General features: G+C 38.1%; 20 protein-coding genes and 4 tRNA genes. 16 read left to right on the plus strand and 8 right to left on the minus strand.

Going from position 1 to position 23729, the window contains the following annotated elements; translation table 11 throughout:
* Window positions 1–11: 11 nt before the first annotated feature.
* Together QUE09_RS06995 and QUE09_RS07000 are read right to left on the minus strand one after the other, a co-directional pair.
* Complete coding sequence (locus QUE09_RS06995; RefSeq protein WP_286235484.1) at window positions 12–1946, minus strand: PrkA family serine protein kinase; 1935 nt, start codon at window positions 1944–1946, stop codon at window positions 12–14.
* 274 nt (window positions 1947–2220) lie between these two features.
* A complete protein-coding gene (locus QUE09_RS07000) occupies window positions 2221–2802 on the minus strand; it encodes a Fe-Mn family superoxide dismutase (protein ID WP_286235485.1) in 582 nt (193 codons plus the stop codon).
* Window positions 2803–3063: 261 nt separating this feature from the next.
* Between QUE09_RS07000 and QUE09_RS07005 the strand changes: the two genes are divergently transcribed.
* From QUE09_RS07005 to QUE09_RS07015, 3 genes are all read left to right on the plus strand, one after another.
* Window positions 3064–3411, plus strand: a complete 348-nt coding sequence (locus tag QUE09_RS07005; protein ID WP_286235486.1) for a Grx4 family monothiol glutaredoxin — start codon at window positions 3064–3066, stop codon at window positions 3409–3411.
* Between the two features lie 85 nt (window positions 3412–3496).
* A complete protein-coding gene (locus QUE09_RS07010; protein WP_286235487.1) occupies window positions 3497–4102 on the plus strand; it encodes a peroxiredoxin in 606 nt (201 codons plus the stop codon).
* A gap of 209 nt (window positions 4103–4311) precedes the next feature.
* On the plus strand, window positions 4312–4689 hold the full coding sequence (locus tag QUE09_RS07015; protein WP_286235488.1) for a hypothetical protein: 378 nt from the start codon (window positions 4312–4314) through the stop codon (window positions 4687–4689).
* 18 nt (window positions 4690–4707) lie between these two features.
* Here the strand turns inward: QUE09_RS07015 and rnt are convergent, their stop codons facing one another.
* On the minus strand, window positions 4708–5400 hold the full coding sequence (rnt, locus tag QUE09_RS07020; RefSeq protein ID WP_286235489.1) for a ribonuclease T: 693 nt from the start codon (window positions 5398–5400) through the stop codon (window positions 4708–4710).
* Window positions 5401–5648: 248 nt separating this feature from the next.
* On the opposite strand from rnt, the gene QUE09_RS07025 reads away from it, so the two are divergent.
* On the plus strand, window positions 5649–6515 hold the full coding sequence (locus QUE09_RS07025) for a flagellar protein MotY (protein ID WP_286235490.1): 867 nt from the start codon (window positions 5649–5651) through the stop codon (window positions 6513–6515).
* A gap of 31 nt (window positions 6516–6546) precedes the next feature.
* Here QUE09_RS07025 and rrtA read toward each other — a convergent pair whose 3' ends face one another.
* Window positions 6547–7143 carry a rhombosortase gene (gene rrtA, locus QUE09_RS07030; RefSeq protein ID WP_286235491.1) on the minus strand — a complete coding sequence of 199 codons (597 nt, stop codon included), beginning with the start codon at window positions 7141–7143 and terminating at the stop codon, window positions 6547–6549.
* 131 nt (window positions 7144–7274) lie between these two features.
* On the opposite strand from rrtA, the gene QUE09_RS07035 reads away from it, so the two are divergent.
* Window positions 7275–7883 carry a tRNA-uridine aminocarboxypropyltransferase gene (locus QUE09_RS07035; protein ID WP_286235492.1) on the plus strand — a complete coding sequence of 203 codons (609 nt, stop codon included), beginning with the start codon at window positions 7275–7277 and terminating at the stop codon, window positions 7881–7883.
* 11 nt (window positions 7884–7894) lie between these two features.
* Window positions 7895–9661, plus strand: a complete 1767-nt coding sequence (ggt, locus tag QUE09_RS07040) for a gamma-glutamyltransferase (RefSeq protein WP_434017288.1) — start codon at window positions 7895–7897, stop codon at window positions 9659–9661.
* A gap of 48 nt (window positions 9662–9709) precedes the next feature.
* Here the strand turns inward: ggt and QUE09_RS07045 are convergent, their stop codons facing one another.
* Window positions 9710–10144 carry an outer membrane protein assembly factor BamD gene (locus QUE09_RS07045; protein ID WP_286235493.1) on the minus strand — a complete coding sequence of 145 codons (435 nt, stop codon included), beginning with the start codon at window positions 10142–10144 and terminating at the stop codon, window positions 9710–9712.
* 100 nt (window positions 10145–10244) lie between these two features.
* Window positions 10245–11213: a cysteine synthase A gene (gene cysK, locus QUE09_RS07050; RefSeq protein ID WP_286235494.1), complete on the minus strand. Its 969-nt coding sequence runs from the start codon at window positions 11211–11213 to the stop codon at window positions 10245–10247.
* 199 nt (window positions 11214–11412) lie between these two features.
* Here cysK and QUE09_RS07055 point away from each other — a divergent pair, with 199 nt between their 5' ends.
* Window positions 11413–12252: an RDD family protein gene (locus QUE09_RS07055; protein WP_286235495.1), complete on the plus strand. Its 840-nt coding sequence runs from the start codon at window positions 11413–11415 to the stop codon at window positions 12250–12252.
* 253 nt (window positions 12253–12505) lie between these two features.
* On the opposite strand, the gene QUE09_RS07060 is transcribed toward QUE09_RS07055, so the two are convergent.
* Window positions 12506–14869, minus strand: coding sequence for a carbohydrate binding family 9 domain-containing protein (locus QUE09_RS07060; protein WP_286235496.1), 2364 nt, complete (start codon window positions 14867–14869; stop codon window positions 12506–12508).
* A 161-nt stretch (window positions 14870–15030) separates the two neighbouring features.
* Window positions 15031–17400, minus strand: a complete 2370-nt coding sequence (locus tag QUE09_RS07065) for a carbohydrate binding family 9 domain-containing protein (RefSeq protein WP_286235497.1) — start codon at window positions 17398–17400, stop codon at window positions 15031–15033.
* A 220-nt stretch (window positions 17401–17620) separates the two neighbouring features.
* On the opposite strand from QUE09_RS07065, the gene QUE09_RS07070 reads away from it, so the two are divergent.
* From QUE09_RS07070 to QUE09_RS07110, 9 genes are all read left to right on the plus strand, one after another.
* On the plus strand, window positions 17621–18349 hold the full coding sequence (locus QUE09_RS07070) for a DUF599 domain-containing protein (protein WP_286235498.1): 729 nt from the start codon (window positions 17621–17623) through the stop codon (window positions 18347–18349).
* 17 nt (window positions 18350–18366) lie between these two features.
* Window positions 18367–18855 carry a DUF2919 family protein gene (locus tag QUE09_RS07075; protein ID WP_286235499.1) on the plus strand — a complete coding sequence of 163 codons (489 nt, stop codon included), beginning with the start codon at window positions 18367–18369 and terminating at the stop codon, window positions 18853–18855.
* Window positions 18856–18864: 9 nt separating this feature from the next.
* The gene (gene dnaQ / locus QUE09_RS07080) at window positions 18865–19590 is read left to right on the plus strand and encodes a DNA polymerase III subunit epsilon (RefSeq protein ID WP_286235500.1); all 726 of its coding nucleotides are present in this window, start codon (window positions 18865–18867) and stop codon (window positions 19588–19590) included.
* Window positions 19581–20882 (plus strand): TIGR03503 family protein, encoded by a 1302-nt coding sequence (locus QUE09_RS07085; protein ID WP_286235501.1) that lies wholly within the window; start codon window positions 19581–19583, stop codon window positions 20880–20882. Before dnaQ ends, QUE09_RS07085 begins: the two co-directional genes overlap by 10 nt.
* Window positions 20883–21024: 142 nt before the next feature.
* A tRNA-Asp gene (locus tag QUE09_RS07090) sits at window positions 21025–21101 on the plus strand.
* A gap of 27 nt (window positions 21102–21128) precedes the next feature.
* A tRNA-Asp gene (locus QUE09_RS07095) sits at window positions 21129–21205 on the plus strand.
* 41 nt (window positions 21206–21246) lie between these two features.
* Window positions 21247–21323, plus strand: a tRNA-Asp gene (locus tag QUE09_RS07100).
* Window positions 21324–21366: 43 nt separating this feature from the next.
* A tRNA-Asp gene (locus QUE09_RS07105) sits at window positions 21367–21443 on the plus strand.
* Window positions 21444–21862: 419 nt separating this feature from the next.
* Window positions 21863–23680, plus strand: a complete 1818-nt coding sequence (locus tag QUE09_RS07110) for an acyl-CoA dehydrogenase C-terminal domain-containing protein (RefSeq protein ID WP_286235502.1) — start codon at window positions 21863–21865, stop codon at window positions 23678–23680.
* The last annotated feature ends 49 nt before the right edge of the window (window positions 23681–23729 follow it).

The following is a 23729-nucleotide window of genomic DNA, read 5'->3' on the forward strand; positions in this document are numbered from 1 at the left end:
CAAACAAACATTTACGACGCTTTTCTTACACGTAAATACCACTCAGATAACAATCGTACCTGTTTTTTGGTATAACCTTTGGTCATCATACGTTTCACAAAGTCGTCATGTTTTTGTTGATCATCTGTTGATGTTTTTGCATTGAAAGATATCACTGGCAATAAATCTTCAGTATTAGAAAACATTTTCTTTTCGATGACCGTACGTAGTTTCTCATAACTCGTCCAGTTAGGGTTTTTACCTTTATTATTTGCTCGTGCTCGTAAAACAAAATTTACGATTTCATTACGAAAATCTTTTGGATTGCTGATACCTGCTGGTTTTTCAATTTTTTCGAGCTCATTATTTAGCGCTTCTCTATCAAAAAGTTGGCCAGTTTCAGTGTCTCGGTATTCTTGATCTTGGATCCAAAAGTCAGCATATGTGACATAACGATCAAAAATATTTTGCCCATACTCTGAATAAGATTCTAAATAAGCGGTTTGAATCTCTTTACCGATGAATTCGATGTATTGTGGCGTGAGATACTCTTTCAAGAAGTTTAAGTAACGCTCTGAGGTCTCAGCTGGTAACTGTTCTCGTTCAATTTGTTGCTCGAGCACATAAAAGAGATGCACTGGGTTGGCGGCAACTTCAGCATGGTCAAAGTTAAAAACACGAGACAGTATTTTGAACGCAAAACGTGTAGATAATCCTGACATTCCTTCTTCTACGCCTGCATAATCTCGATATTCTTGAAACGATTTAGCTTTCGGGTCAGTGTCCTTAAGGCTTTCGCCATCATAGACGCGCATTTTAGAAAAGATACTTGAATTCTCTGGCTCTTTTAAGCGAGAAAGTACGCTAAATTGTGCTAGTGTTTCCAGTGTGTCAGGCGCACATTGCGCATTACACAACTCACTATTTTTTAGTAGTTTTTTGTAAATTTTTACTTCTTCAGACACGCGCATACAGTAGGGCACTTTGACGATATAAACTCGATCTAAAAATGCTTCGTTGTTTTTGTTATTTCTAAATGTTTGCCATTCGGACTCGTTAGAATGCGCTAGTAAAATACCGTCAAAGGGCAGCGCAGATAACCCTTCTGTTGGATTATAATTGCCTTCTTGTGTAGCGGTTAGTAGTGGATGTAAAACCTTTATGGGAGCTTTAAACATCTCGACAAATTCCATTACGCCCTGATTAGCACGACATAGGGCACCAGAGTAGCTATAGGCGTCAGGATCATTTTGCGCGAAGTGTTCAAGCTGTCTAATATCAACTTTACCTACGAGTGCTGAAATATCTTGGTTGTTATCGTCGCCAGGCTCAGTTTTAGCAATAGCAACTTGATCCAGAATTGAAGGGTACACTTTGATGACGTCAAATTTAGTAATATCTCCTTTGAATTCGTGTAAGCGTTTTGCAACCCAAGGCGACATAATTGTATTTAGGTAACGCTCTGGAATGTTGTATTCTTCTAACAGGATTTTACCGTCGCTATTTTTATCAAAAAGACAGAACGGGTGATCATTTACTGGGCTTCTTTGGCCATTCGCACTGAGCACATAAATAGGTTCCAGTTGCATCAATGCTTTTAGTTTTTCTGCGAGCGAAGATTTACCCCCTCCGACGGGACCCAGTAGGTATAAAATTTGTTTCTTTTCTTCTAGTCCTTGAGATGCATGCTTTAAATAGGACACGATTTGTTCGATTGCTTCTTCCATGCCATAAAATTCTTTAAATGCAGGGTAACGAGCAATAACGCGGTTTGAAAATATACGAGACAACCTAGGGTCAGTTGCTGTGTCTATCATTTCAGGCTCACCAATTGCTGACAGTAAGCGCTCAGATGCACTGGCGTAAGCCATTTTATTTTCTCTACACATTGAGAGAAATTCTTGTACGGTACAACTTTCCTCTTGAAGCTCGTCATATCGAGATTGATAGTGTTTAAAGATACTCATAACCGTCTCCTCGAAAAAGTACTTAATTGCATTGACGAGATTGCAGTCAGGAAACGGGCTTCGTTACCACGTTAACTAAATTTACCAATGCTTGCCAAGGCATTTAAAAGTCTGGGTTTTTAAAGTCCTACTTTAAGCTTAGTACGGATTTTTCAAGATGATAGATTTTATCGTTGGAAAAATGTAACTGTAATATTTCCTCCTTGTTTGGCGAATGCTAGACACAAAAAAGCCAGTGTCAAAAAACACTGGCTTTTAAAATGATTAGGATTGATTATGCAAAGTTAGCTGAAGCAAAATCCCAGTTAATAAGTGCCCAGAATGCTTCCAAATAGCTTGGACGAAGATTACGGTAATCAATGTAGTATGCATGTTCCCATAGATCTACTGTCATTAATGGTGTTAAACCACTATCTGTTAACGGTGTTGCAGCATTAGAGGTGTTAACAATATCTACACCACCGTCAGCTGTTTTCACTAACCATGTCCAGCTAGAGCCAAAGTTGTTAACGGCTTTGTCATTGAAAGCTGTTTTGAATGCTTCAAATGAACCAAATTTTGCGTTTATCGCGTCTGCAAGAGCGCCAGTAGGCTCACCACCACCGTTAGGACTTAAGCTATTCCAATAAAAGGTGTGATTCCAAATTTGCGCTGCATTATTAAACACACCACCTTCTGAAGATTTTACGATGTCTTCTAAAGATTTACCTTCAAAATCAGTACCTTCAATTAAGCCGTTTAATTTTACTACGTAAGTATTGTGGTGCTTACCATAGTGATACTCTAAAGTTTCTTGTGAAATATGTGGAGCAAGAGCGTCCATCGCGTAAGGTAATGCTGGTAATTCAATAGCCATTTATATTCTCCAGGAATTGATTAGAAAGATTTATTTTGCCCTAAAATAAATTAGTAGTTTGAATTTAAAATAATCCGAGTAAAATACTCGGGTATTCTTAATTATGCATAGTGTACTCAAATTTATAGGTATTGCTAGCCCAATATTCAAGGCTAACCCCTTTTATTTAAATATTTTTTATTATTAGTTGTTACATCATTGAATAATGACAAGGTAATCTCCACTATGTGTTGTGTTAGCGTAAAAATATAGAGGTATAGAATGGATACAGTAGAACGTATTAAACAGCAAATCGCAGAAAATAGTATTTTGTTATACATGAAAGGCTCTCCTAAGTTACCGAACTGTGGCTTTTCGGCACAAGCATCACAAGCCTTAATGTCGTGCGGAGAAAAATTTGCGTATGTTGATATTTTACAAAACCCAGATATTCGTGCTGAATTACCTGTATATGCTGATTGGCCAACATTCCCGCAACTATGGGTTGAAGGCGAGTTAATTGGTGGCTGTGATATTATTATTGAAATGTTTCAGCAAGGTGAATTGGCACCACTTGTAAAAGAAGCCGCTGAACGTGCAGCAGCGAATGAACAAACAGAAGAAAAATAATTTTTAAATTCGGTTGAATTTATATCTGATGCCTCAATACTAATGAGGTGTTAGTAAACATACATAAATAACATTGGAGAATAAAATGAGTGTATTAGTGGGTCGTCCAGCTCCGGACTTTACGGCAGCAGCGGTATTAGGTAGTGGTGAAATTGTAGATAACTACACGTTGTCAGAAGCAATTAAAGGGAAAAAAGCTGTTGTATTTTTCTATCCTTTAGACTTTACATTTGTTTGTCCATCAGAGCTGATCGCATTTGATCACCGTATTGAAGAATTTAAAAGCCGTGGTGTTGAAGTGATTGGTGTTTCAATTGATTCACAATTTTCACACAATGCATGGCGTAACACTCCAGTAAACGAAGGTGGTATTGGTCCAGTTCAATACACATTAGTTGCTGATGTTAAACATGAAATTTGTCAAGCGTATGATGTAGAGCATCCTGAAGCAGGCGTTGCATTCCGTGGTTCATTCTTAATTGATGAGGAAGGTAACGTACGTCACCAAGTAGTTAATGATTTACCATTAGGTCGTAACGTAGACGAGATGTTACGTATGATCGACGCATTACAATTCCACCAAGAGCACGGCGAAGTATGTCCAGCAGGTTGGAATAAAGGTGATAAAGGTATGACTGCATCTCCAGACGGCGTAGCTTCATACTTAACAGATAACGCTGATACTTTATAAGTTATCATTGTTATGAAAAACCGGCATTTATGCCGGTTTTTTTGTCTTTAATAAAAAGCAGCATAAACAATTACTGAATAAGAAAACACGGCTTGCGTTCACACTCTCTTTTATGAGAAGTTAGAAATGTGGTTAATTTTTGTCTTAATAAGCAAAAAGTTAAAAACCCTTCTATTATTAACTGGTAGTAGTAAAAGTTAAGGAGCAACATGCAGTTACCGCAGCCTATTTATGAAAACTTACCTTATTTTTACTTTATTATCAGTGGCGCACTTGTGTCGATGGGAGATAAGAGTCAGGTCTTTATTTTTTCTGCTGTTATTTTCTATGCCGCCGCTTGTATCGTATTGGTGAAAAGATCTGCATTTCGTAGACTGGATAAACAATATCGTAAAAGTAACAAACATTGGTTACCTGAACTCATATATGAGTACTTGCCTTTTGTGTATGTTGCTATTGGCATCTTCATCTTGCTTATAGGCATTCAAGGAATATTACAGTTTGTTGCTTTTACACTTATCGTTTGGGCAGTGAGGAACTTAATTTGCCGTAGGCAAAATCGTAATAGAAGGCAATCATTATTTTAATAATTGCCAGGAATAACCTTAGTTTTCTGCTAGTTCTTTCTCGTCCACTGGTAAAGGCCAGCCACCTAATGTTTGCCATTTGTTAACGATATGACAGTATAATTGTGCTGTTTTTTCTGTATCGTATAAAGCCGAATGTGCTTCTTTATTATCAAAATCAAGGCCTGCAGCCTGACAGGCTTTTGCCAATACAGTTTGTCCGAGCGCTAAGCCTGCAAGAGTGGTGGTATCGAAGCTAACAAAGGGATGAAAAGGTGTGCGTTTAATTGAGCACCGTTCAGTGGCAGCATTAACAAATCCTAAATCAAAAGCGGCGTTGTGAGCGACCATAATTGCGCGTTTACAGCCTGCAGCTTTCATCTTTTTTCGAATTAATTTAAAGATAGCTTTTAATGCTTCACTTTCTTCAACCGCACCCCTCAAAGGGTTTGTTGGGTCGATACCGGTGAACTCTAATGCGGCGGGCTCCAAATTAGCACCTTCAAAAGGTTCAATATTGAAATGAATGGTTTCGTCTAAAGACAATAAACCAGTGCTTTCATCAAAAGTGAGGGTTGTTGCAGCTATTTCTAAGAGCGCGTCTGTCTGTGCGTTAAATCCTGCGGTTTCAACATCTACGACAACAGGAAAGTAACCTCTGAAGCGATCGGCAAACTTAAAAGATGTTAAAGGGGCTACGCTCTGATGTTCACTATTACTCTTGATGGTCATTAATTACTGGTTTCTTTATGTTAATATTTGCCGATATTATCGCAGATAATTTTACTGAAAACTAACGCACTTTTAATTCAATATCCAATCTATGTAGTAATGATGTTTACTTAAGTCACTAAATTATATGAATGCTGGATGAAAATTATACATTCAGACAAACAAACGCTAATATGAGTAAATAGTTTGTAAAGAAATTTTATTGTCTGCCGATAAAGGTTTTAAGCCAAGAAAATTGAATAGTGATTATGAAAAAAATACTTATTGCTGCATCAATCGCCTTATTTGTAAGCCAAGCAAATGCTAGTATTCGCCAATATCAAGCAGATATTGCAAGTTCAAAATGGCAACTTGTTGATGAATCTAGACTTCAGTGTACGTTGGCTCATCAAATTCCAAATTATGGTGAAGCTAAGTTTTATGCAAAAGCCAATAGAAATTCTAATATGATGTTTGAGTTAGATATGCTTGGGCTACCTGATAATTATTCATTAGCGGAAGTGCGTACGGTTGCCCCTAAGTGGCGTCCTGGTAGAGCAGGTAGAACACTCGCTAACATGAAACTACATAAGCAATTTTCGCCCGATTTACCCAAGAAAGTAGCGTGGACCTTATTAACCGAACTTGAAAAAGGTATGTCGCCAACGTTTTATTACAATGATTGGTATAATGATCACGATAAGGTATCAGTAGGGCTGTCAACGTCACGGTTTCATAAAGCATATCAAGAATTTGTTTCATGTGTGGGTAACTTATTGAATTACAGCTTCGATGATATTTCATACACCGTGTTAAATTTTGAATTTGGTAGCGATAAATTTACCAAGTCTTCTAAACGTAAAATAAACATGATCCGTGAATATCTATCATTAGATCAAGAACTCGAGATTGTTTTGATAGATGGCTTTACTGATAGTTATGGTGGCAGAAATACAAACCAAAAAACCTCAGAAAAACGTGCCAATAAAATTCGTCAGTACTTTGTTGACAATGGTATTGACCCGAGTCGAATAGAAGCAACAGGTTACGGAGAAAAACGGCATATTGCATCGAACCAAACCGTGTTAGGTCGTGCGAAAAACCGTAGAGTAGTGATCAGGATGGATAAGCCATAATAGACAAGGTTTAGTATTGAAGGCCTCTATGTTAAGAGGCCTTTTTTTTGGTCCGCTGTATATTTTCATAAAATATGAAGAAACAGAAACCCGCTACTACGCCCCATAAATGTGCATCAATTGCAACATCAGCATTTATCATACTTGCTACTTGTTTACTGGCGCCAAAGAGTTGTTCATGGGTCACTTTTACAATTAAGCCAATAAGTAAAAGGTAACCTGTTTTATCTTTATTTTTAATGTCATGTAATGTGCCCCATAAAAATACGGCATGCAATACACCAGATAAGCCAACATATCGCACTAACTCCGGTGAACTTATATAAACACCAGTACTTACGACAATTGCAGAGAAGAAGAGTAATACTGGAAACATTACGCCATGATGAAAACGACGGTGCAATAAAAAAAGTAATGCTAATGCTGCCATATTTAGTAACAAGTGATTAAAATTTGTGTGTAATAAGTGACAGGTTAATAAACGCCATAATTGACCATTTTCAAGAGAAGAACGTTTAAATTCAAAGAGTTGATAAAAATATTCATTAAATGTATACGCGACGATGCAGACAATAAAAAGTAAAATAGGGTAAAGATCTGTTTTGCGCAGCGTTATGAGTGATTGCATAAGTTAGATAGCATATAGTTATTTAGCAATTATCATACATTGAGTGTAACTAAGGTGCGTGATAATGTGTCGTTGTTTTTACCTAGTTCGTTAGTTTCTGATTATCATGAATAAAATACAAGCACTTATTTATGTCTAGAGTTATCTGTCAGCGTTGTCAAAAGCCACAAGTAAGCTGTATTTGTCAGCTTTTCGTTGCAGTTGATAATGATATTGACGTGATCGTGTTACAGCATCCAAGTGAAGTAAAGCAGAATAAAGGGAGTGTTACGCTTTTAAAAGAGTCGTTAAGCCACTGTACTGTTATTCAAGGGGAAGTATTTTCAGATAATGCAATGTACCAAGCATTAGTTACAGATTTAAGCGCGGAGACAGCATTATTGTATCCGAGTGACAAAGCTGTACTTGCGAATGAATTGACAATGATAAGTGCTCAGGAGGCGACAACAAAAGTGCAGATTAAACGGTTGATTTTACTCGATGGTACCTGGAAAAAAGCTTATCGTATGTATATGTCAAATCCAGCATTACATGACCTGAACCATTTAACACTGCCTGATGACATCGAATGTATGTATGAAGCGAGAAGTACAAAGAAAAAAGGTGCTTTATCTACGTTAGAAGCAGCCTGTCACGCGTTGTCACAGCTCGAATACAATGCTATAAAATACCAACCCTTATTACATAGTTTTAAGCGCTTTAATCAACAGCTTTTAGCTAATCGACCACCACTTTCATGAGGACATCGCTTTTGTTTAAGTTGTATCATTTTAAATCCTTCGCTTTTAGCACCTTTTTGCTGTGTAGTACCTACCAAAGTTGGGCTGGGTCAAGTAAAGTTCAGGTACAAGAAGACCGAGAGCCGGAAGCTGCAACTGGTATTATTGCTAAAGAAGCCGTGATAGCTGACAAATTTATGGTTGCAACGGCAAACCCTTATGCAACACAAAGTGGATACAATATTTTAAAGCAAGGTGGTAGTGCGGTAGATGCCGCGATTGCAGTGCAATTAGTCTTAACATTAGTGGAACCTCAGTCTTCAGGCATTGGTGGTGGCGCGTTTATGTTGCATTGGGACAAAGAAAAGCAAAACCTTACAACGTTTGACGGCAGGGAAGTGGCACCAAAGCATGCTACATCAGATATATTTTTAGATAAAAATGGTCAAGCGATCCCATGGATTCAAGCTGTGGTAGGCGGTCGCTCTGTTGGCGTCCCTGGAGTTCTTGCTGCTTTAAAGCTGGCTCATGAAAAGCATGGAGTACTACCTTGGAAAGCACTATTTACTGACGCAATTGCATTGGCTGAAAATGGCTTTCGTGTTACTCCTCGTTTACAAAAGCTTGTAGAAATGCAATATAACCCTGGCATTACTAAACTCGAAAGCATTCATCAGTATTTTTTTCCTAATGGTAAGGCGATTCAGGCTGGAGATTTACTGGTCAATAAAAAGCTTGCTAAGGTATATAGAAGCCTCGCAGAAAAAGGTATAACGCCATTTTACCAAGGTTGGATTGCTAAAAGCATTGTTAATGCCGTACAAAATTCATCGATAGCACCAGGTAAACTTTCAATCGATGATTTAGCAAACTACCAACCGAGGGAAATTTCACCTGTTTGCGGTAATTATCGCCAGTATCAAGTTTGCGGCATGGCACCACCAAGCTCTGGTGGAATTGCGGTTATCCAAATATTAAAGCAACTTGAACCCTATAAATTAGGTGAGCTACCATTTTCTGATGCCAGAACGGTACATTTATTTACGCAAAGCTCAAGGCTCGCATTTGCTGATCGTGCAAAATATGTAGCAGATGACACTTTTGTTGATGTGCCAATAAAAACACTGGTTAGTGACGATTATTTAGCAAGGCGTAGCAAACTTATCGATGTTAAAAAAGATATGGGAAAAGCTACCGCTGGAGAGTTACCTAATGTTGCTCAACGTGGTGATAACCTCTCTATGGAATTACCTTCAACTAGCCATATCTCAATTGTTGATGCAAAAGGCAATGCGGTATCGATGACGACAAGTATTGAAATGGCTTTTGGTTCAGCAGTAATGACTGAAGGGTTTATTTTGAACAACCAGTTAACGGACTTTTCATTAGCGCCGATAATGAATGGTAAACCTGTTGCTAATCGCTTAGAAGCAAATAAACGCCCGAGAAGCTCTATGGCACCAACCATGGTTTTTGAAAAGGATAAATTAAGGCTTGTTGTAGGCTCCCCAGGTGGAAGCCGTATTATCAATTATGTAGCGCAGACTATTATGGGCGTATTAGATTGGAAGCTTGATCCACAACAAGCGATTAATCTGCCAAAAATAACCAATAGAAACCGAATCACGGCATTAGAAAAAGGAACGTCAATTACACAACTAGCTAGTGCGTTAAGAAATAAAGGCCACAAGGTATCTATACGTGATTTAAATAGTGGTGTTCAAGCGATTGTGGTTGATGATGGTAGCCTTATTGGTGGCGCAGACCCTAGGAGAGAGGGGACTGTCAAAGGAGAATAATAAAAAGGCCTGTTCAGCAGGCCTTTTTACATGTGATGAGGTCAAACGTTAAAATGGATCTTTTAAAATTTTATCAATAACCCAAGTATCGTCTTTTTGTATAAGTGAAATACGCTTAACATCTTTAAGTATTTCATCATGGTACGTTCCATTGAAATATACCGTTATAACGGCGGCATCTTTAAATTGTTCTCGCACTTTTACACCTGTATCGTCAGGCTTTATCTCTACTTTATCGTAAGACATATTAAACAAGTGACGAGCAACGGCACTTGGCGATTTATAATGTAAGATGATTCTCGCTAACTTAGGTGAACATACAGAAGCAGCCTTTTTAACATCTTTTTCATTATAAAGGGCATGAAAAAAAGCAATTGCAATTTTTTCAGGGTTGTCTAACTCTTTTATTTCATCTTTGTTACCACCGCAAGCTGTCAGTAACATAAGACAAGGCAGAATGATAGCGACTAAATATTTTTTCATAACAATAGGAACATAAAATAATATATGACTTGCAATCATACATTATTTTAGCCAATAAAAAAGGCGCTATAAGCGCCTTTTTTGTATTAGTTACCAGTGTTTACTGAACTAACTCTTTATCTGAAAACGTATCTGTGAATAAAGCACTCGATAAGTAACGCTCTGCTGAGCTTGGTAAAATTACCACAATATTCTTATCTTTGTTTTCAGGCTTTTCAGCTAAACGCTTAGCAGCAACGACTGCAGCGCCAGAAGAAATACCAGCTAAGATACCTTCTTGTTTCATTAATTCATGTGCCATCGCCATTGCATCTTCATTAGATACTTGCTCGACAGCGTCAATGAGTTCTAAATCTAAATTTCCTGGGATGAAACCTGCACCAATACCTTGTATTTTATGAGGGCCAGGCTTGAGTTCTTCACCGGCCATTTTTTGACTAATAACAGGTGAATCAGTAGGTTCAACAGCAACTGAAAGAACGTCTTTACCTTTAACTTTTTTTAAGTAACGACTAACACCCGTAATTGTGCCGCCTGTTCCTACACCCGCCACAAAAATATCAACATTGCCGTCAGTGTCTTCCCAAATTTCAGGGCCAGTAGTTTTTTCGTGAATTTCTGGGTTTGCTGGATTATCAAATTGGCCTAATAATACGTATTTATCAGGTGCAGAATCCTTGATTTCTTGAGCTTTAGCGATAGCACCACCCATACCTTTTGCACCATCTGTTAACTCCAACTTAGCACCTAATGCTGCCAATAATTTACGACGTTCTAAACTCATTGTCGCTGGCATCGTTAGTGTAATTGCATAACCACGTGCTGCAGCAACAAAGGCAAGTGCAATACCTGTGTTTCCACTTGTTGGCTCAATTATCTCTTTGCCTTCAACAAGTTCGCCACGCTTCTCTGCATCCCAAATCATGTTTGCACCAATGCGGCATTTAACGCTAAAACTTGGATTGCGAGCTTCTACTTTTGCAAAAACGTTTCCAGAGGTAACGCGGTTAAGTTTTACAAGCGGCGTATTACCAATTGCAGTTGAGTTATCTTTAAAAATATTCGCCATGTGCGCATCCTTTATTCTTGCTTAGTCAAACTAGACAAGCTTTTCGAATTAATAATCGTTAATACATTTGTTATTTTAGTATTCTACAGATTAATAGTAGACTTAATTAAAAGAAACAGAAGTGCCGATTCGTTATATCTTATATTCTAAAAAGTAATAGATAAGTCACTTATTAAACAAAAAGAATAATACTAAGCTTATGGATGAAAAACAAAAGATCACAACTTCTCCTGCAAATGATGGCATACAGCAGGCTTCAACACTGACTAAAGAAGAAACGCGCACAATTTTGACGCCATTTGCATTTGAAATAAACAAGACATTATTTGGTTTACCATTAGCCGTGCCATGGAAAAGGGCACTGGCGTTGCTTATTGACTTTATTTTTATCGCTATACTTGCAGAAACACCAGGTGAACTTCTAGCATTCTTAGTTGCATTGACCTTCTTTCGCTTAGGCAGTAAAAAGCGAGCACAAGCAATGGGTAAAAAAATGGGGCTTAGGCGTGTATTGCTCCGGTTTATCGGCGTAATTATTATTTTTGTTGTGCTAATTGATGCAGTACCCCCAATGTTTTCTGCGGATTATTGGCAATCAGAAACTGTAGAGACCACACAAACTGAGGTTGCGTCAACGACAGACCTTAATTCGTCTATCGCTGAAGAAACATTCTATAAAGGCGTAGAGTGGTCTAAGGGCGTTATTAAAGACTTAGGTCTAAGCTTTGGTTGGGCGGCTCTTTATTTCTCAGTGTTAACGGCAATATGGCATGGACAAACGCCCGGTAAAAGGTTACTGAATATTCGCGTGGTTCAATTAGATGGTACACCTTTGTCGGTGTGGGATAGCTTTGGTCGTTATGGTGGATATGGCGCAGGTTTAGCAACAGGGTTACTTGGCTTTTTGCAAATTTATTGGGATCCAAATAGACAAGCGATTCACGACAAAATATCGTCAACAATTGTCATTGATGTTATCGCAGCAGAGCGACTTGAACATCCAGCAAAAAGTGCTGGATTTAGTAACAAAGCACCTTAGAGAGAACACTATGAGTTATAAGAAATATTATTGCTTATGAAAACGTCTCAGGTAATAAAGATGGTATCACTCAAGTTAAATCAACGAGTGAATTATTGAAAGATTAAATGAAGGTATCAACGGCGTATTTTAAAGACGGGAAGTGGACTGAACCGGAAACACGTATGTACTACCGAAGTTTAAAACAGGTTATTTTTAAATAAAGAAAAGGGAGCGTTAAAATGCTCCCTTTTTTGTGTTGGTGCACACTAAGTTAAGGCAACCAAGCGTAACTTATTTTGGTAAAAAATGTGCGTTGTTCACGTGTTAAGCGATCAAGGTAATCATCTTGATAACTTGAATCTGAATACCCGAGATAAAAAACAGTTTGTGGGTTTAATTTATAGGCATAAATTAGCTGTGTTGATAGGTCGTTATTGCGTTCAGATACACCAATATAAGGGTTATTACTCGCATTTCTATCGATATCGCTATAAACGACATTTAACTTTAAGTAACTATGTACATTAAATTGATAGGAAAGGCGTAATTCTGAAAGTTTGGCATGGTAAACGTTATTACTATCTGCTTCTAACGTTGCATCAGTGTAATAGAACTCGCCAGATAACTTCTCTGTAAAGCTATACGTCGCCCCTGCAAAGATTTCTTGATAATCGCCAATACGATTATTGTTGTAGTCAATCTTGTCGCCAATAATGAATTCTGCTTGTAATAATAAATTATTATCAGGCTCTATTTGACCATATAACGTCAGTGTTTTTTCGGTAAACAGGGAGGTGTTGTTGTCAATGTCTAACATACTCTCGTCGTGACGTAAGCCTATTTTATCGTCATAGTTTATGATAACTTCAAAGTAAGATTGCATCGGCCCATCAACGCCAACTAGGGACTGTAAGTTTTTTTCGAGTAGTTCGCCATTTTCGTTGTGTTTTATTTGCCAACTTCCACTTACTTTAACTTCTTGCCAAGGGGTATGTTCATCACCATAGAAAAATCTATCGAGTGCTAGCTTATTTGATTGATAGTCAGCAAGTGTCATAAATCCTAAATCGGCACGAAAATCTTTACCAACTCGTTTATGTTCAAAAAGGAATTCCCAATATTCAGAACTGTGATCATAGCTCGCTATGATTGCTTGATCGCTAAAGTCGTTCTGCTTATTACTTCGATGTACTTGTTCTGTAAAAGCACAATTGCCAAAATCACAATTGATTTGCTCAGGCTTATTACAGTCATTAAAGTCGTCACCATAGCAAAAACTTTGGTACAGGTCTGCAGGATATTGCGTGTTTGAACCGAGCAGCTGTGCTTTTATTTGATTAGATTCATCAATGCGGTAATTACCATCTAAACCAACAACGTAGTTATGGTAATTATCGGCATCGCGAAGTGTTGATATCGCACCAATTGAAAAGTCGTCAGTAATATCGTAGCGATAGCGCATTGCCGCTGAGTGACTTTCTTGTGCTAACGAGGCGATATTTGAACCTGTGTTCCCAGGTACGATAAAATTTGTTTCTGTGTCGTTGGTAACGAATATACCATAACTATGACTACCTTCGGTTCCTGTTAACTTTGCACCATAATCAGGATCTGCGATGTTTCGTGTATAAACTAAGTCAAAGTTCGAGCTGAAGTAGTCGGCATTGTCGAGGAAAAAAGGGCGCTTTTCATCATAAAACAAAGAAAACGTTTTATTTATCGTCAACTGCCCTGTATCAGACTCCACGGTTGAAAAATCTGGATTTATCGTTGCATTGAGTAAGTTGTTACTATTTATGTTCCATCGAACATCTAAACCTGCATCAATATCGTTCTTACTGTGCCATGCATCGTTCGGTACATATATATCTCTAGTGTCATTTCGACTTGCAACAATAGCAGGCGTTAACATTAAGTTTTTACTGGCTTTTGCATCTTTAAAACCTGAAATTTCAGGTGATTGGCATAACCAACAGTCATTATTACGATCTATCTCTTGGTTTGATATTCTCAGCTTTGTGTCGCCAGGATACAGCCTAACCAATTCAAATGCCCATGTTTTGACGTCATCGGTATTTTCGAAATTTAAAATCCGATATGGGATTGCCATTTCAACTTGGTAGCCATCATCAATGATCTTTCCATATGAATCCCAAATACCATCCCACGATCTATTCGCAGTTTGTGTCATTTCATTATTAATACCGTCGTGTTGAACACCAAATCCATTAACAAAGAACTCATAATTTAAGCGTCGTGTATTAAAAGTATCTAACTTAATACCAACAATATCATCTGACCATCTAGAGTCTCGATCGCCTAAGAATGCTTTTACTTTTTCGTTACTTCTTGTTTTTGCTATAAAAGATAGGTAGATAAATTCGCCGTTCTCTACAATATACGCAACGGTTGAAACTGGACTAGGTTTGTTATTCCATGGGCTATTGACGATAGACATTGGAATTTTTCTGGCGTTTTGCCAAATTTCATCCGTTAACTCACCATCAATTTTTGCTGTTGCTTCGACATGTGGAATTTTATACTTTGACTGTGCTTCAGCATGAAGAGGGGTACTACATAATATTAGTGAAATCTTCAACAGTATTATGGCGCAGTATTTATAGGATAACTGCATTCTTGCTCCAAATTATTATTGTTTTAATGGTTCGGTTTTTTACCGAAAGTCCTTTTGAGCAGCGATTTTTACAAATTTTACAGTTTTTAACAATGTTTTATCATAAAAAAAGCCACAATAAATTGCGGCTCTTTCATGTTTATTTGCGTAGTTAATTTACGTCATTTTATCCAAGCATAGCTTACTTTGGCAAAGACACTACGTTGCTGTTGTTCCAGTTCAGAGAAGTCTCTTTCCGCTTGATGATTATCGGAATACCCCAAATAAAATACCGTTTGTGGATTTAGTTTATAAGCGTAAAGAAGCTCTGTTCCGACATCTTTATTGTGAGCCTCGATTTCTGAAGGAGACTGATATAAATAGTTGTATGGGTTGCGACTGGTATTGTTATATACAAATGAAAAGCGAAGAAAACTTTTTACATTAAATTGATAAGTGGCACGAATATCAGTCAGTCGAGCATTGAAGACATTTTGGCTATCTGCATTGAGTTGGTTATAAATGTGCTTTACTCGCAGCTCAACGTGCTTGTTCATGTTCCACTTTATATTGGTATCAAATTGCATACTGTGACCAAGTCGATTGTTACTATAATCGATTGTATCGCCATAATTGACGTTGGCGTACAGATACAAACCTAACATTGGCTTAATATCACCTTTGATGCCTAATTTTTGTTCGGTGAACAGAGTAGTATTACCATCGATCGACAAAATTGACTTGTCATGTCGAGTACCTACTTTATCGCGGTGAGTGTAATACACTTGCATCCATGAACTATAACTTGCATTTAGTGATGCATTTATATCAAATTCACGTTCTATTAAGTCCCCCGCGTCATTGCGAGTTATGTCCCAATCGGAATATACTTTTGCTTGCGTCCACCAGTTTCCTTGTTTTGCATACCACTTTCTATCCCCGCCAATTGAAAATTTATTATGATCAATATGCGAGATAAAACCTAAGTCGCCTCGAAACCCTGTGTTTTGCTTATCGTAGGTGATACGGTAATACCAATCTTCATCATTGTGATAAAAGCCAGTACGAAAGGCATTGCCGCTAAAGGGACCATTTTTCTTTGTTCTAAGTATTTTTTCATTAAATGCGCAGTCGCCAAACTGACAATCAATGGCGTTGTTTTCTCGACATGTCGTTAATGCATCTTCGTCACAGAACTGTTGGTATAAATCCTCAGGATATTGAGTGTTTGAATACAAATATTGAAATTTGAATACGTCATAGGTATTAAGTTTAAAACGCGCGTCTACACCGTGCACTGTATTCTGATAGTCTTTAGCTTCACGTAACGTTGATACCCAACCTATTGTGGTATCGTCGTTATAACTATATCTATAACGAATAGCCGTTGCATTTGATTTGCCATCAACCTCGGCAATTGAAGAGGCTCGGTTGCCAGGGATCAAAATATTTGTTGTATCGTCATCAGTTACAAACAGACCGTATGAATGGTTATTTTTGCGACCCGTTAGTTTAGCACCATAATTTGGCGCATTAATATTGCGGGTGTAAATCAAATTATAATTTGAGTCGAAATAGTCTGCATTGTCTAAAAAGAAAGGGCGTTTTTCTGGAAAAAATAACGCGAAATTATTGTTGATATTTAGTTGAGCATTGTCTGTTTCAACGGTTGAAAAATCGGGATTCAGGGTCGCGTTTAATAGTGTGTCAGCGGAAATGCCCCAGCGAAGATCTAAGCTTGCTTCAGTATTGTTATTTTTAAGCCATTGGTTGTTATCATCTCTTTCTTGATTAATACCTGAAACAATTGACGGCACGATTGTTAAATTATCACCTTGTTTTGCGCCTTTAAAGCCTTTGGCTGTATGCAATTGACAGAGTTCACAGCTGTTATTTCGATCTAAGATGATATTTGATATGCGTAATTGTTCATTACGAGGGTAAAAGCGCATTAGTTCTATCCCCCAATCTTGAACATTGGTTTTTTCCTCAAAGCTTAGCATTCGAAGGGGTAAGGCAATTTCAACAATATATCCTTCTTTTGTTAGCCTGCCTGCACTGTCCCATATACCGTCCCAGGCATCACTTTCTTTTTTCGTTACTTCGCTCTCGATGCCGTCTATTTGCGACCCCATAGGGTTAACCAAAAAGCGATATGCACTGCGCTGATCATTAAAGGTATCGATTTTTATACCGACTATATCGTCTCCCCAAGATTTATCGCGATCGCGGATAAAGGCTCTAATTTGTTTAGGGTCGGGATCATGAGCGACAAAAGCGAGATAAAATACTTCACCGTCTTCCATTAATAGTGCATTGGTAGTTATCGGGCTTTTTGTGTTGTTATATGGCCTTGTAACAATGTCTAAGTTAACTTTAGTCGCTTGTTGCCATTGTGGTTCATCTAGCTTTGCGTTAACGGTTATTTCACCTGATACGCGCGGAATGTTAATATCTTTGTTTTGTTTACTAAAGGCTAAACTGTTCGTGGAACAAAGGGACAAAATGACGAGGCTGAACGCCAAAATTAACTGATTTTTGATGAGGTACATCGCTTTTATTCTTATTATTGGTCTGATGAGTGATAAACCGCCAACCATAAAAAATGTTTATAGGACTGTCAAAGGATTTACGGTGATTAACCTTTAATGTCAGTTTATTAGCGAAATATTAACAATTTGGCTGCAGTGATAACGATTTAATAGGTTTAACAGTTTGAAAAGTATGATAACTTATTAGCTTCAAGCTATAGATACGTTAATTCAATGATTCATGTCTGATACATTATTAAATTTATTGGCGTTAGTGACTTTTATCGTCTGTTGGATGGGCTATACAGAGTTTGCAAGGAAAAAGGCTAAAACAACTAACTGTATTGCGCGGTGCCTTCATCAACATCGAATTCATTGGATGTACGAAGTTATTACACGAGATATTAAAGTAGGTGAGGCGGCATTATTGGCAAATTTAGAGCGTAATATCGCCTTTTTTGCATCGTCAACTTTACTTGTTCTTGCTGGTGTATTGACGCTTTTTGCGCAAGTAGAAAAATTAGAAGCGGTGATAACGTCAATACCTTATGCCCAATTCCCAAATCACACGGTTATTCAATTAAAATTGGGATTATTAGCCTTTATTTTCGTCATGGCATTTTTTCAATTCACGTGGTCTATGAGGCAATATGGTTTTTTAAATGTCATGATCGGCGCTGCTCCGACGGATCAATCAGGTACTAATAAGAACTTATTGGCTTATGCTAAGCAAATGGCTGTCGTTCAAGATCAAGCAGCGCACTCCTATAATTACGGTTTACGGTCATATTACTTTTCAATTGCTGCAATATGTTGGTTCTTTCATCCATTATTATTTATATTGGCGAGTATTATTGTGGTTTATACCTTGTATAACCGCGAATTTAGATCGAAAGCTGTGCGTGCAATTACAGCTGGCCAAGAACTCTTAAAAAATGAGCGTCAAGAAAAGACAAACAAGGTTAACTAAATTGAGTAAGAAGAGTAATGTCGAAACAGTACGCTAACTTTGGACCCGCGGACTTCGACAAGTATGATTGCGTTAAGATTGCCGGTGGCATTTACCTTATTCTCCTATTCGTTCTAAGGGGGTATCTTGTTTGGTTAATGTCTGTGACTAACATGCAAGATCGGGTAGGCATTATTCAATGGGTTTATCCTGACCCTAAGCTTTTCTATCTTAGTTTAGCCTCTGGCCTCGGTGGTATTTTTTCTGTTTTTCTTTTGAGTATGCGCAGACCAGGCGCCAATGAAGTGATCAAAACATTATGTGGCCAAATACGCACAATTTTAATGATTGCTTTACTATTTGACTGGCTCGTTAATTTAATCGCTTATTATTATTGGCAGTTACAAAGTGTACAATGGTTAATTATAAATACCATTGTGATTATTTTGGCGAGCTTATATTTATTTTTAAGTAATAGAGTCAGCATTAATCTTCAAGAATTTCCGGTGAAATTTTCAGAAAAGTAGGGTGAAATAGTGAGTAATGAACATAAAGATAAACGTTTAATCATTTTAGATACTGAGACAACAGGTATTAACCCTAGAGAAGGCCATCGAATTGTTGAAATTGGGTGTGTTGAGATGATTAATCGCCAGTTAACAGGCCGAACATATCATGCTTATATAAACCCTCAATTTGAAATGGAACAAGAAGTTATCGATGTTCACGGGCTTACCAATGAGTTTTTACGAGATAAGCCTTTATTTGCCGATGTAGCGCAAGACTTTATTGCGTTTATTAAAGATGCAGAACTCGTCATTCACAACGCGCGGTTCGATGTTGGCTTTATGGATCATGAATTCTCCATGGTTAAAGGACAGCAACTGCCCATGACAGCTGATATATGTACCATTACGGATACGTTAAAAGTATCTAAGGATGAATTTGGCTCTCCTAAAACGTTAGATTTTTTAGCGAGGCATTACCGCGTAGATGGTCTTATTGATCGTACTTATCATGGCGCATTGATTGATGCGCAGTTACTTGCCTTTGTTTATGTAGAAATGACACGTAAACAATCAACACTAAACTTTTCTGTTGGCGAAGGTAAAGACGGTGACGAAGACAGCAATGCGATAAAAAGACTCCCTAGCGATAGACAAAAATTAAAGGTTGTGCGTGCTACTGCCGATGAAGTAGAACAACATAAAGAAAGACTCGCCGTCATCGCAGAAAAAGGGAGCGAGCCAATATGGCAATAATGAAATGCTTAGCTGTATTAGCAATAGGAAGTTTGTTTGCAACATCAAGTACTGCTGTTCAAGACACTAAAACTGAAATTCATTATTATGAACAAGATAATGTAACTAATCGCGTACCTTATTTTGATAATCGTTTTCATATCGATGCAAACTTGGATGAAATAACCTTATTATTTTATCGAAGAAGCGGTACGCCACCGATTATTTTAGTGCGACCCGACGGCAGTAAACTGAAAGTTAATACGGTTGAAAAAGGCAAGGTTGAATGGTACGACGATAAAACGTACGACATGATCAGAATCGTACGCCCTATGCCTGGTCCATGGCAAGCAATTGGCGCTATTCTTCCCAACAGCAAAATCATGATTGTTTCTGATGTGATGCTTGAAGTTGAACCGCTTGCAGAAATATTACTTTCTGGTGAAACACTTAAAGTAACAGGTAAGCTTTATAACCAAGAAAAGGCGATTGATGACTCGTTATTTAATGATGTTGTTCAGTTAACCATCGATTTTTATAGCACCAATAATAAAGGTTATGACAACTTTGGTGCTGAGCCGGTAGAAGTAGGCACTTTTAGAGATGACGGCTACGAACTTGATGAATATGCGCGCGATGGTGTATTTACGGGGGAATTTGAATTAACTTTTTCAGCTGGCGAATGGACTCCTGTATATCGTGTCGTCATGCCAATGGCAACACGAGAACTTAGACAAAAGCCGGTTGTTATTAGAGCTAATCCAATCTCCTTGGAAGTAGAGACAACACGAGATTCATCATCTTTCCATAAGGTGACGATAAATATTGATGATAGCTTTGTTGATCCAGACAGCTTAATTTTTCAAGGTAAAATAACTTATCCAGATAGACAGTCAGAGCCTTTTGCCATTATGGAAGGTAGTGGAAAAACAAGGATAAAAGAAGTTGGTTATACAGAGCCAGGTGTGCACCGTATTAAAATCAATGCGTTTGGTCATACTAAAAATGGCAGAGAGTTTCGTCTTGTTGTGCCAGACTTTACTTTTAATGTGGAGCGAGAAGGTGGGCCTTTAGTACCCTCAATAGAAGAGGACACGAGGAGCGAAGCTGAAAAGCAAGCGGCAGCGCTAATTTTAAAATTAGAAGAAGAAAAGAAAGCACGTGAATTAGCCTTACAAGAAGCAAAAGCAAAAAGAGAGGCAGAAGCAAAAGCCCAAGCTGAACAAAATATCATGTTAGTTGTGATTGCGAATGTTGTATTGATTGTTTTAGCCGGTGTAGCGGTGTTCTTAATACGTAGAAAAAAACAATAATATGCTGCTAATTTCGACTTATTGTTCAGCAAATACGCAAGCAGTAATATTTATGTAAAAAAGTGGTTGACGCCTTGCAATGTAATCCGTATTATTCCCGCCGCATTCAACGACTTGTTGTTGAATTTAGGAATACTTGTGTGGAGTGGTAGTTCAGTTGGTTAGAATACCGGCCTGTCACGCCGGGGGTCGCGGGTTCGAGTCCCGTCCACTCCGCCAACTTTTCCTAATGTATGTTATCTCTGCGGAGTGGTAGTTCAGTTGGTTAGAATACCGGCCTGTCACGCCGGGGGTCGCGGGTTCGAGTCCCGTCCACTCCGCCAATAGATAACACGATAAACAAGTAAAAGAATTGAGACAATGCGGAGTGGTAGTTCAGTTGGTTAGAATACCGGCCTGTCACGCCGGGGGTCGCGGGTTCGAGTCCCGTCCACTCCGCCAATGTTTCAATAAGGGTCGCCTTATAAAATACGTTCCCCTGTGCGGAGTGGTAGTTCAGTTGGTTAGAATACCGGCCTGTCACGCCGGGGGTCGCGGGTTCGAGTCCCGTCCACTCCGCCAATTTCTTTCAAGCGTTATAATGAAAATATTATTCATAACATCAAATCTATTATCAGATTATTCTTTATATCATTCGTTGAATAGCTGGCTTTAAGCATTGTCTAACGCGCCTCAATCAATTTAATATCTATACTTGTTAGCAAACTTTGCTGCTTTACTGGGTTAGGTAAATTGTTTGTAAATAAATTACTACTGTGTTGGCTTATCTCTTAAATCTAAATATTTTAAAGTAATATTCTTTGGCCATAACCAATTCATATATCTTTGTGCATAGGCACTTATGCTTCATTTTACCTGCTATGCTAAATGCGACAGTGTTAACTAATCAGCAAATAACAGGTTAGACCAGTTGATTTTGTTGTCGTAGTTAACTAGTATAAATGCAATTACAACAGGTCATACCAGAATGGAGAGCTTATATGCTGACATATAAAGCACCAATAGCAGATATAAAGTTTTTATTTGAAGACGTTTTAAGTTTCTACCCACATTATAAAAACTTTCCAGAATTTGAAGAAGCAACGCCTGATCTTGTCGATGCAATTTTTCATGAATGTGCAAAATTTTGTGAAAACGAATTATTACCTATTAACCAGTCAGGTGATAAAGAAGGTTGTACGTTCGATAATGGCAACGTTACTACCCCTAAAGGCTTCAAAGAGGCTTATGAGCAATATGTTGCTGGTGGTTGGCAGTCACTTTCACATGGCGTTGAGTATGGCGGACAAGGGTTACCACCATCATTAGGGATGATAAAATCTGAAATGATGGGAACGGCAAATTGGTCATGGGCAATGTATCCAGGTCTTAGTCATGGTGCGATGAATACCATTGATATTCATGGAACCGATAAGCAAAAAGAAACCTATTTAACGCGGTTAACTGAAGGTGTATGGACCGGTACTATGTGTCTTACGGAGCCTCAATGTGGTACCGATTTAGGCCAAGTTAAAACCAAGGCAATTCCTAATGGTGATGGTACTTACGCTATTACAGGTACTAAGATTTTTATTTCTGCGGGAGAGCACGATCTAACAGAAAACATTGTTCATATTGTATTGGCACGTTTACCTGATGCACCTGCGGGGACGAAAGGTATTTCATTATTTATTGTTCCTAAAATGAATGTCGATGACGCTGGAAATATTAGTGATAGAAATGCTGTGGAATGTGGTTCAATTGAAGACAAAATGGGTATTAAAGGTAGCGCAACCGCGGTTTTAAATTTTGATGGTGCAAGGGGAGAGCTAATAGGCCCAGAAAATAAAGGTTTAGAATGCATGTTTACCTTTATGAATACTGCACGAATAGGTACAGCTTTACAGGGCGTGTGTGCAACGGAGCTCTCTTATCAAAATGCATTAGCCTACGCAAAAGACCGTTTATCTATGCGTTCATTATCGGGTGCTAAAGAGCCTGATAAAGTTGCAGACCCTATAATTGTTCATCCAGATGTCCGTAAGATGCTTATGACTCAAAAAGCATTTGCAGAAGGCGGTAGAGCGATGATTTACTATGCAGCAAAATTAGCGGATCAAATTGAGCATACAAAAGACGAAAAAACACGTAAACGTGCTGATTATCGCCTTGGTTTTATTACTCCGATTTTGAAAGCATTCTTAACGGAAGTTGGCGTAGAAAGTGCAAACCTAGGTGTACAAGTCTTTGGCGGACATGGTTACATTAAAGAGTGGGGCATGGAACAGATTGTACGAGACGTTAGAATCGCTACACTCTATGAAGGTACTACAGGCATTCAAGCACTTGATTTGCTAGGTCGTAAAATACTTCTTAGTCGTGGTAAATCATTGAAAAGCTTTTCAATGGAAGTGCTAGGCTGGTGTAAAGATAAAAGTATGATTTCTAAAAACCCGCATAAGCGTCAAATGAATAAGTTTATTTGGCCACTAAGTAAATCAGTCGCTAATTGGCAACAATATACGTTAAGATTAGCAATGAAAGCAAAGAAAGATCGCGATATTATTGGTTCTGCTTCTGTAGATTACTTGATGTATTCTGGTTATATAGTAATGGCATATTTTTGGGCTCAAATGGCGCAATCAGCTTATGAAAAGTTAGCTGGAGACGTTGAAAATAGAGATTTTTATCGTGCAAAAATAAAAACAGCTGAGTTCTATTTTGAACGCATTTTGCCAAGAACGAAGTCGTTAGCTGCTACGATGATGACCGATCCTAAAACTCTTATGCAGTTAGACCAAGAGTTACTTTCTTTCTAACCAAGGTTTAGACGATAAAAAAGCGCCGCAAGGCGCTTTTTTATCGTTA

The organism is Thalassotalea sediminis (assembly GCF_030295915.1).
GTDB classification, from domain to species: Bacteria; Pseudomonadota; Gammaproteobacteria; order Enterobacterales; family Alteromonadaceae; genus Thalassotalea_C; species Thalassotalea_C sediminis.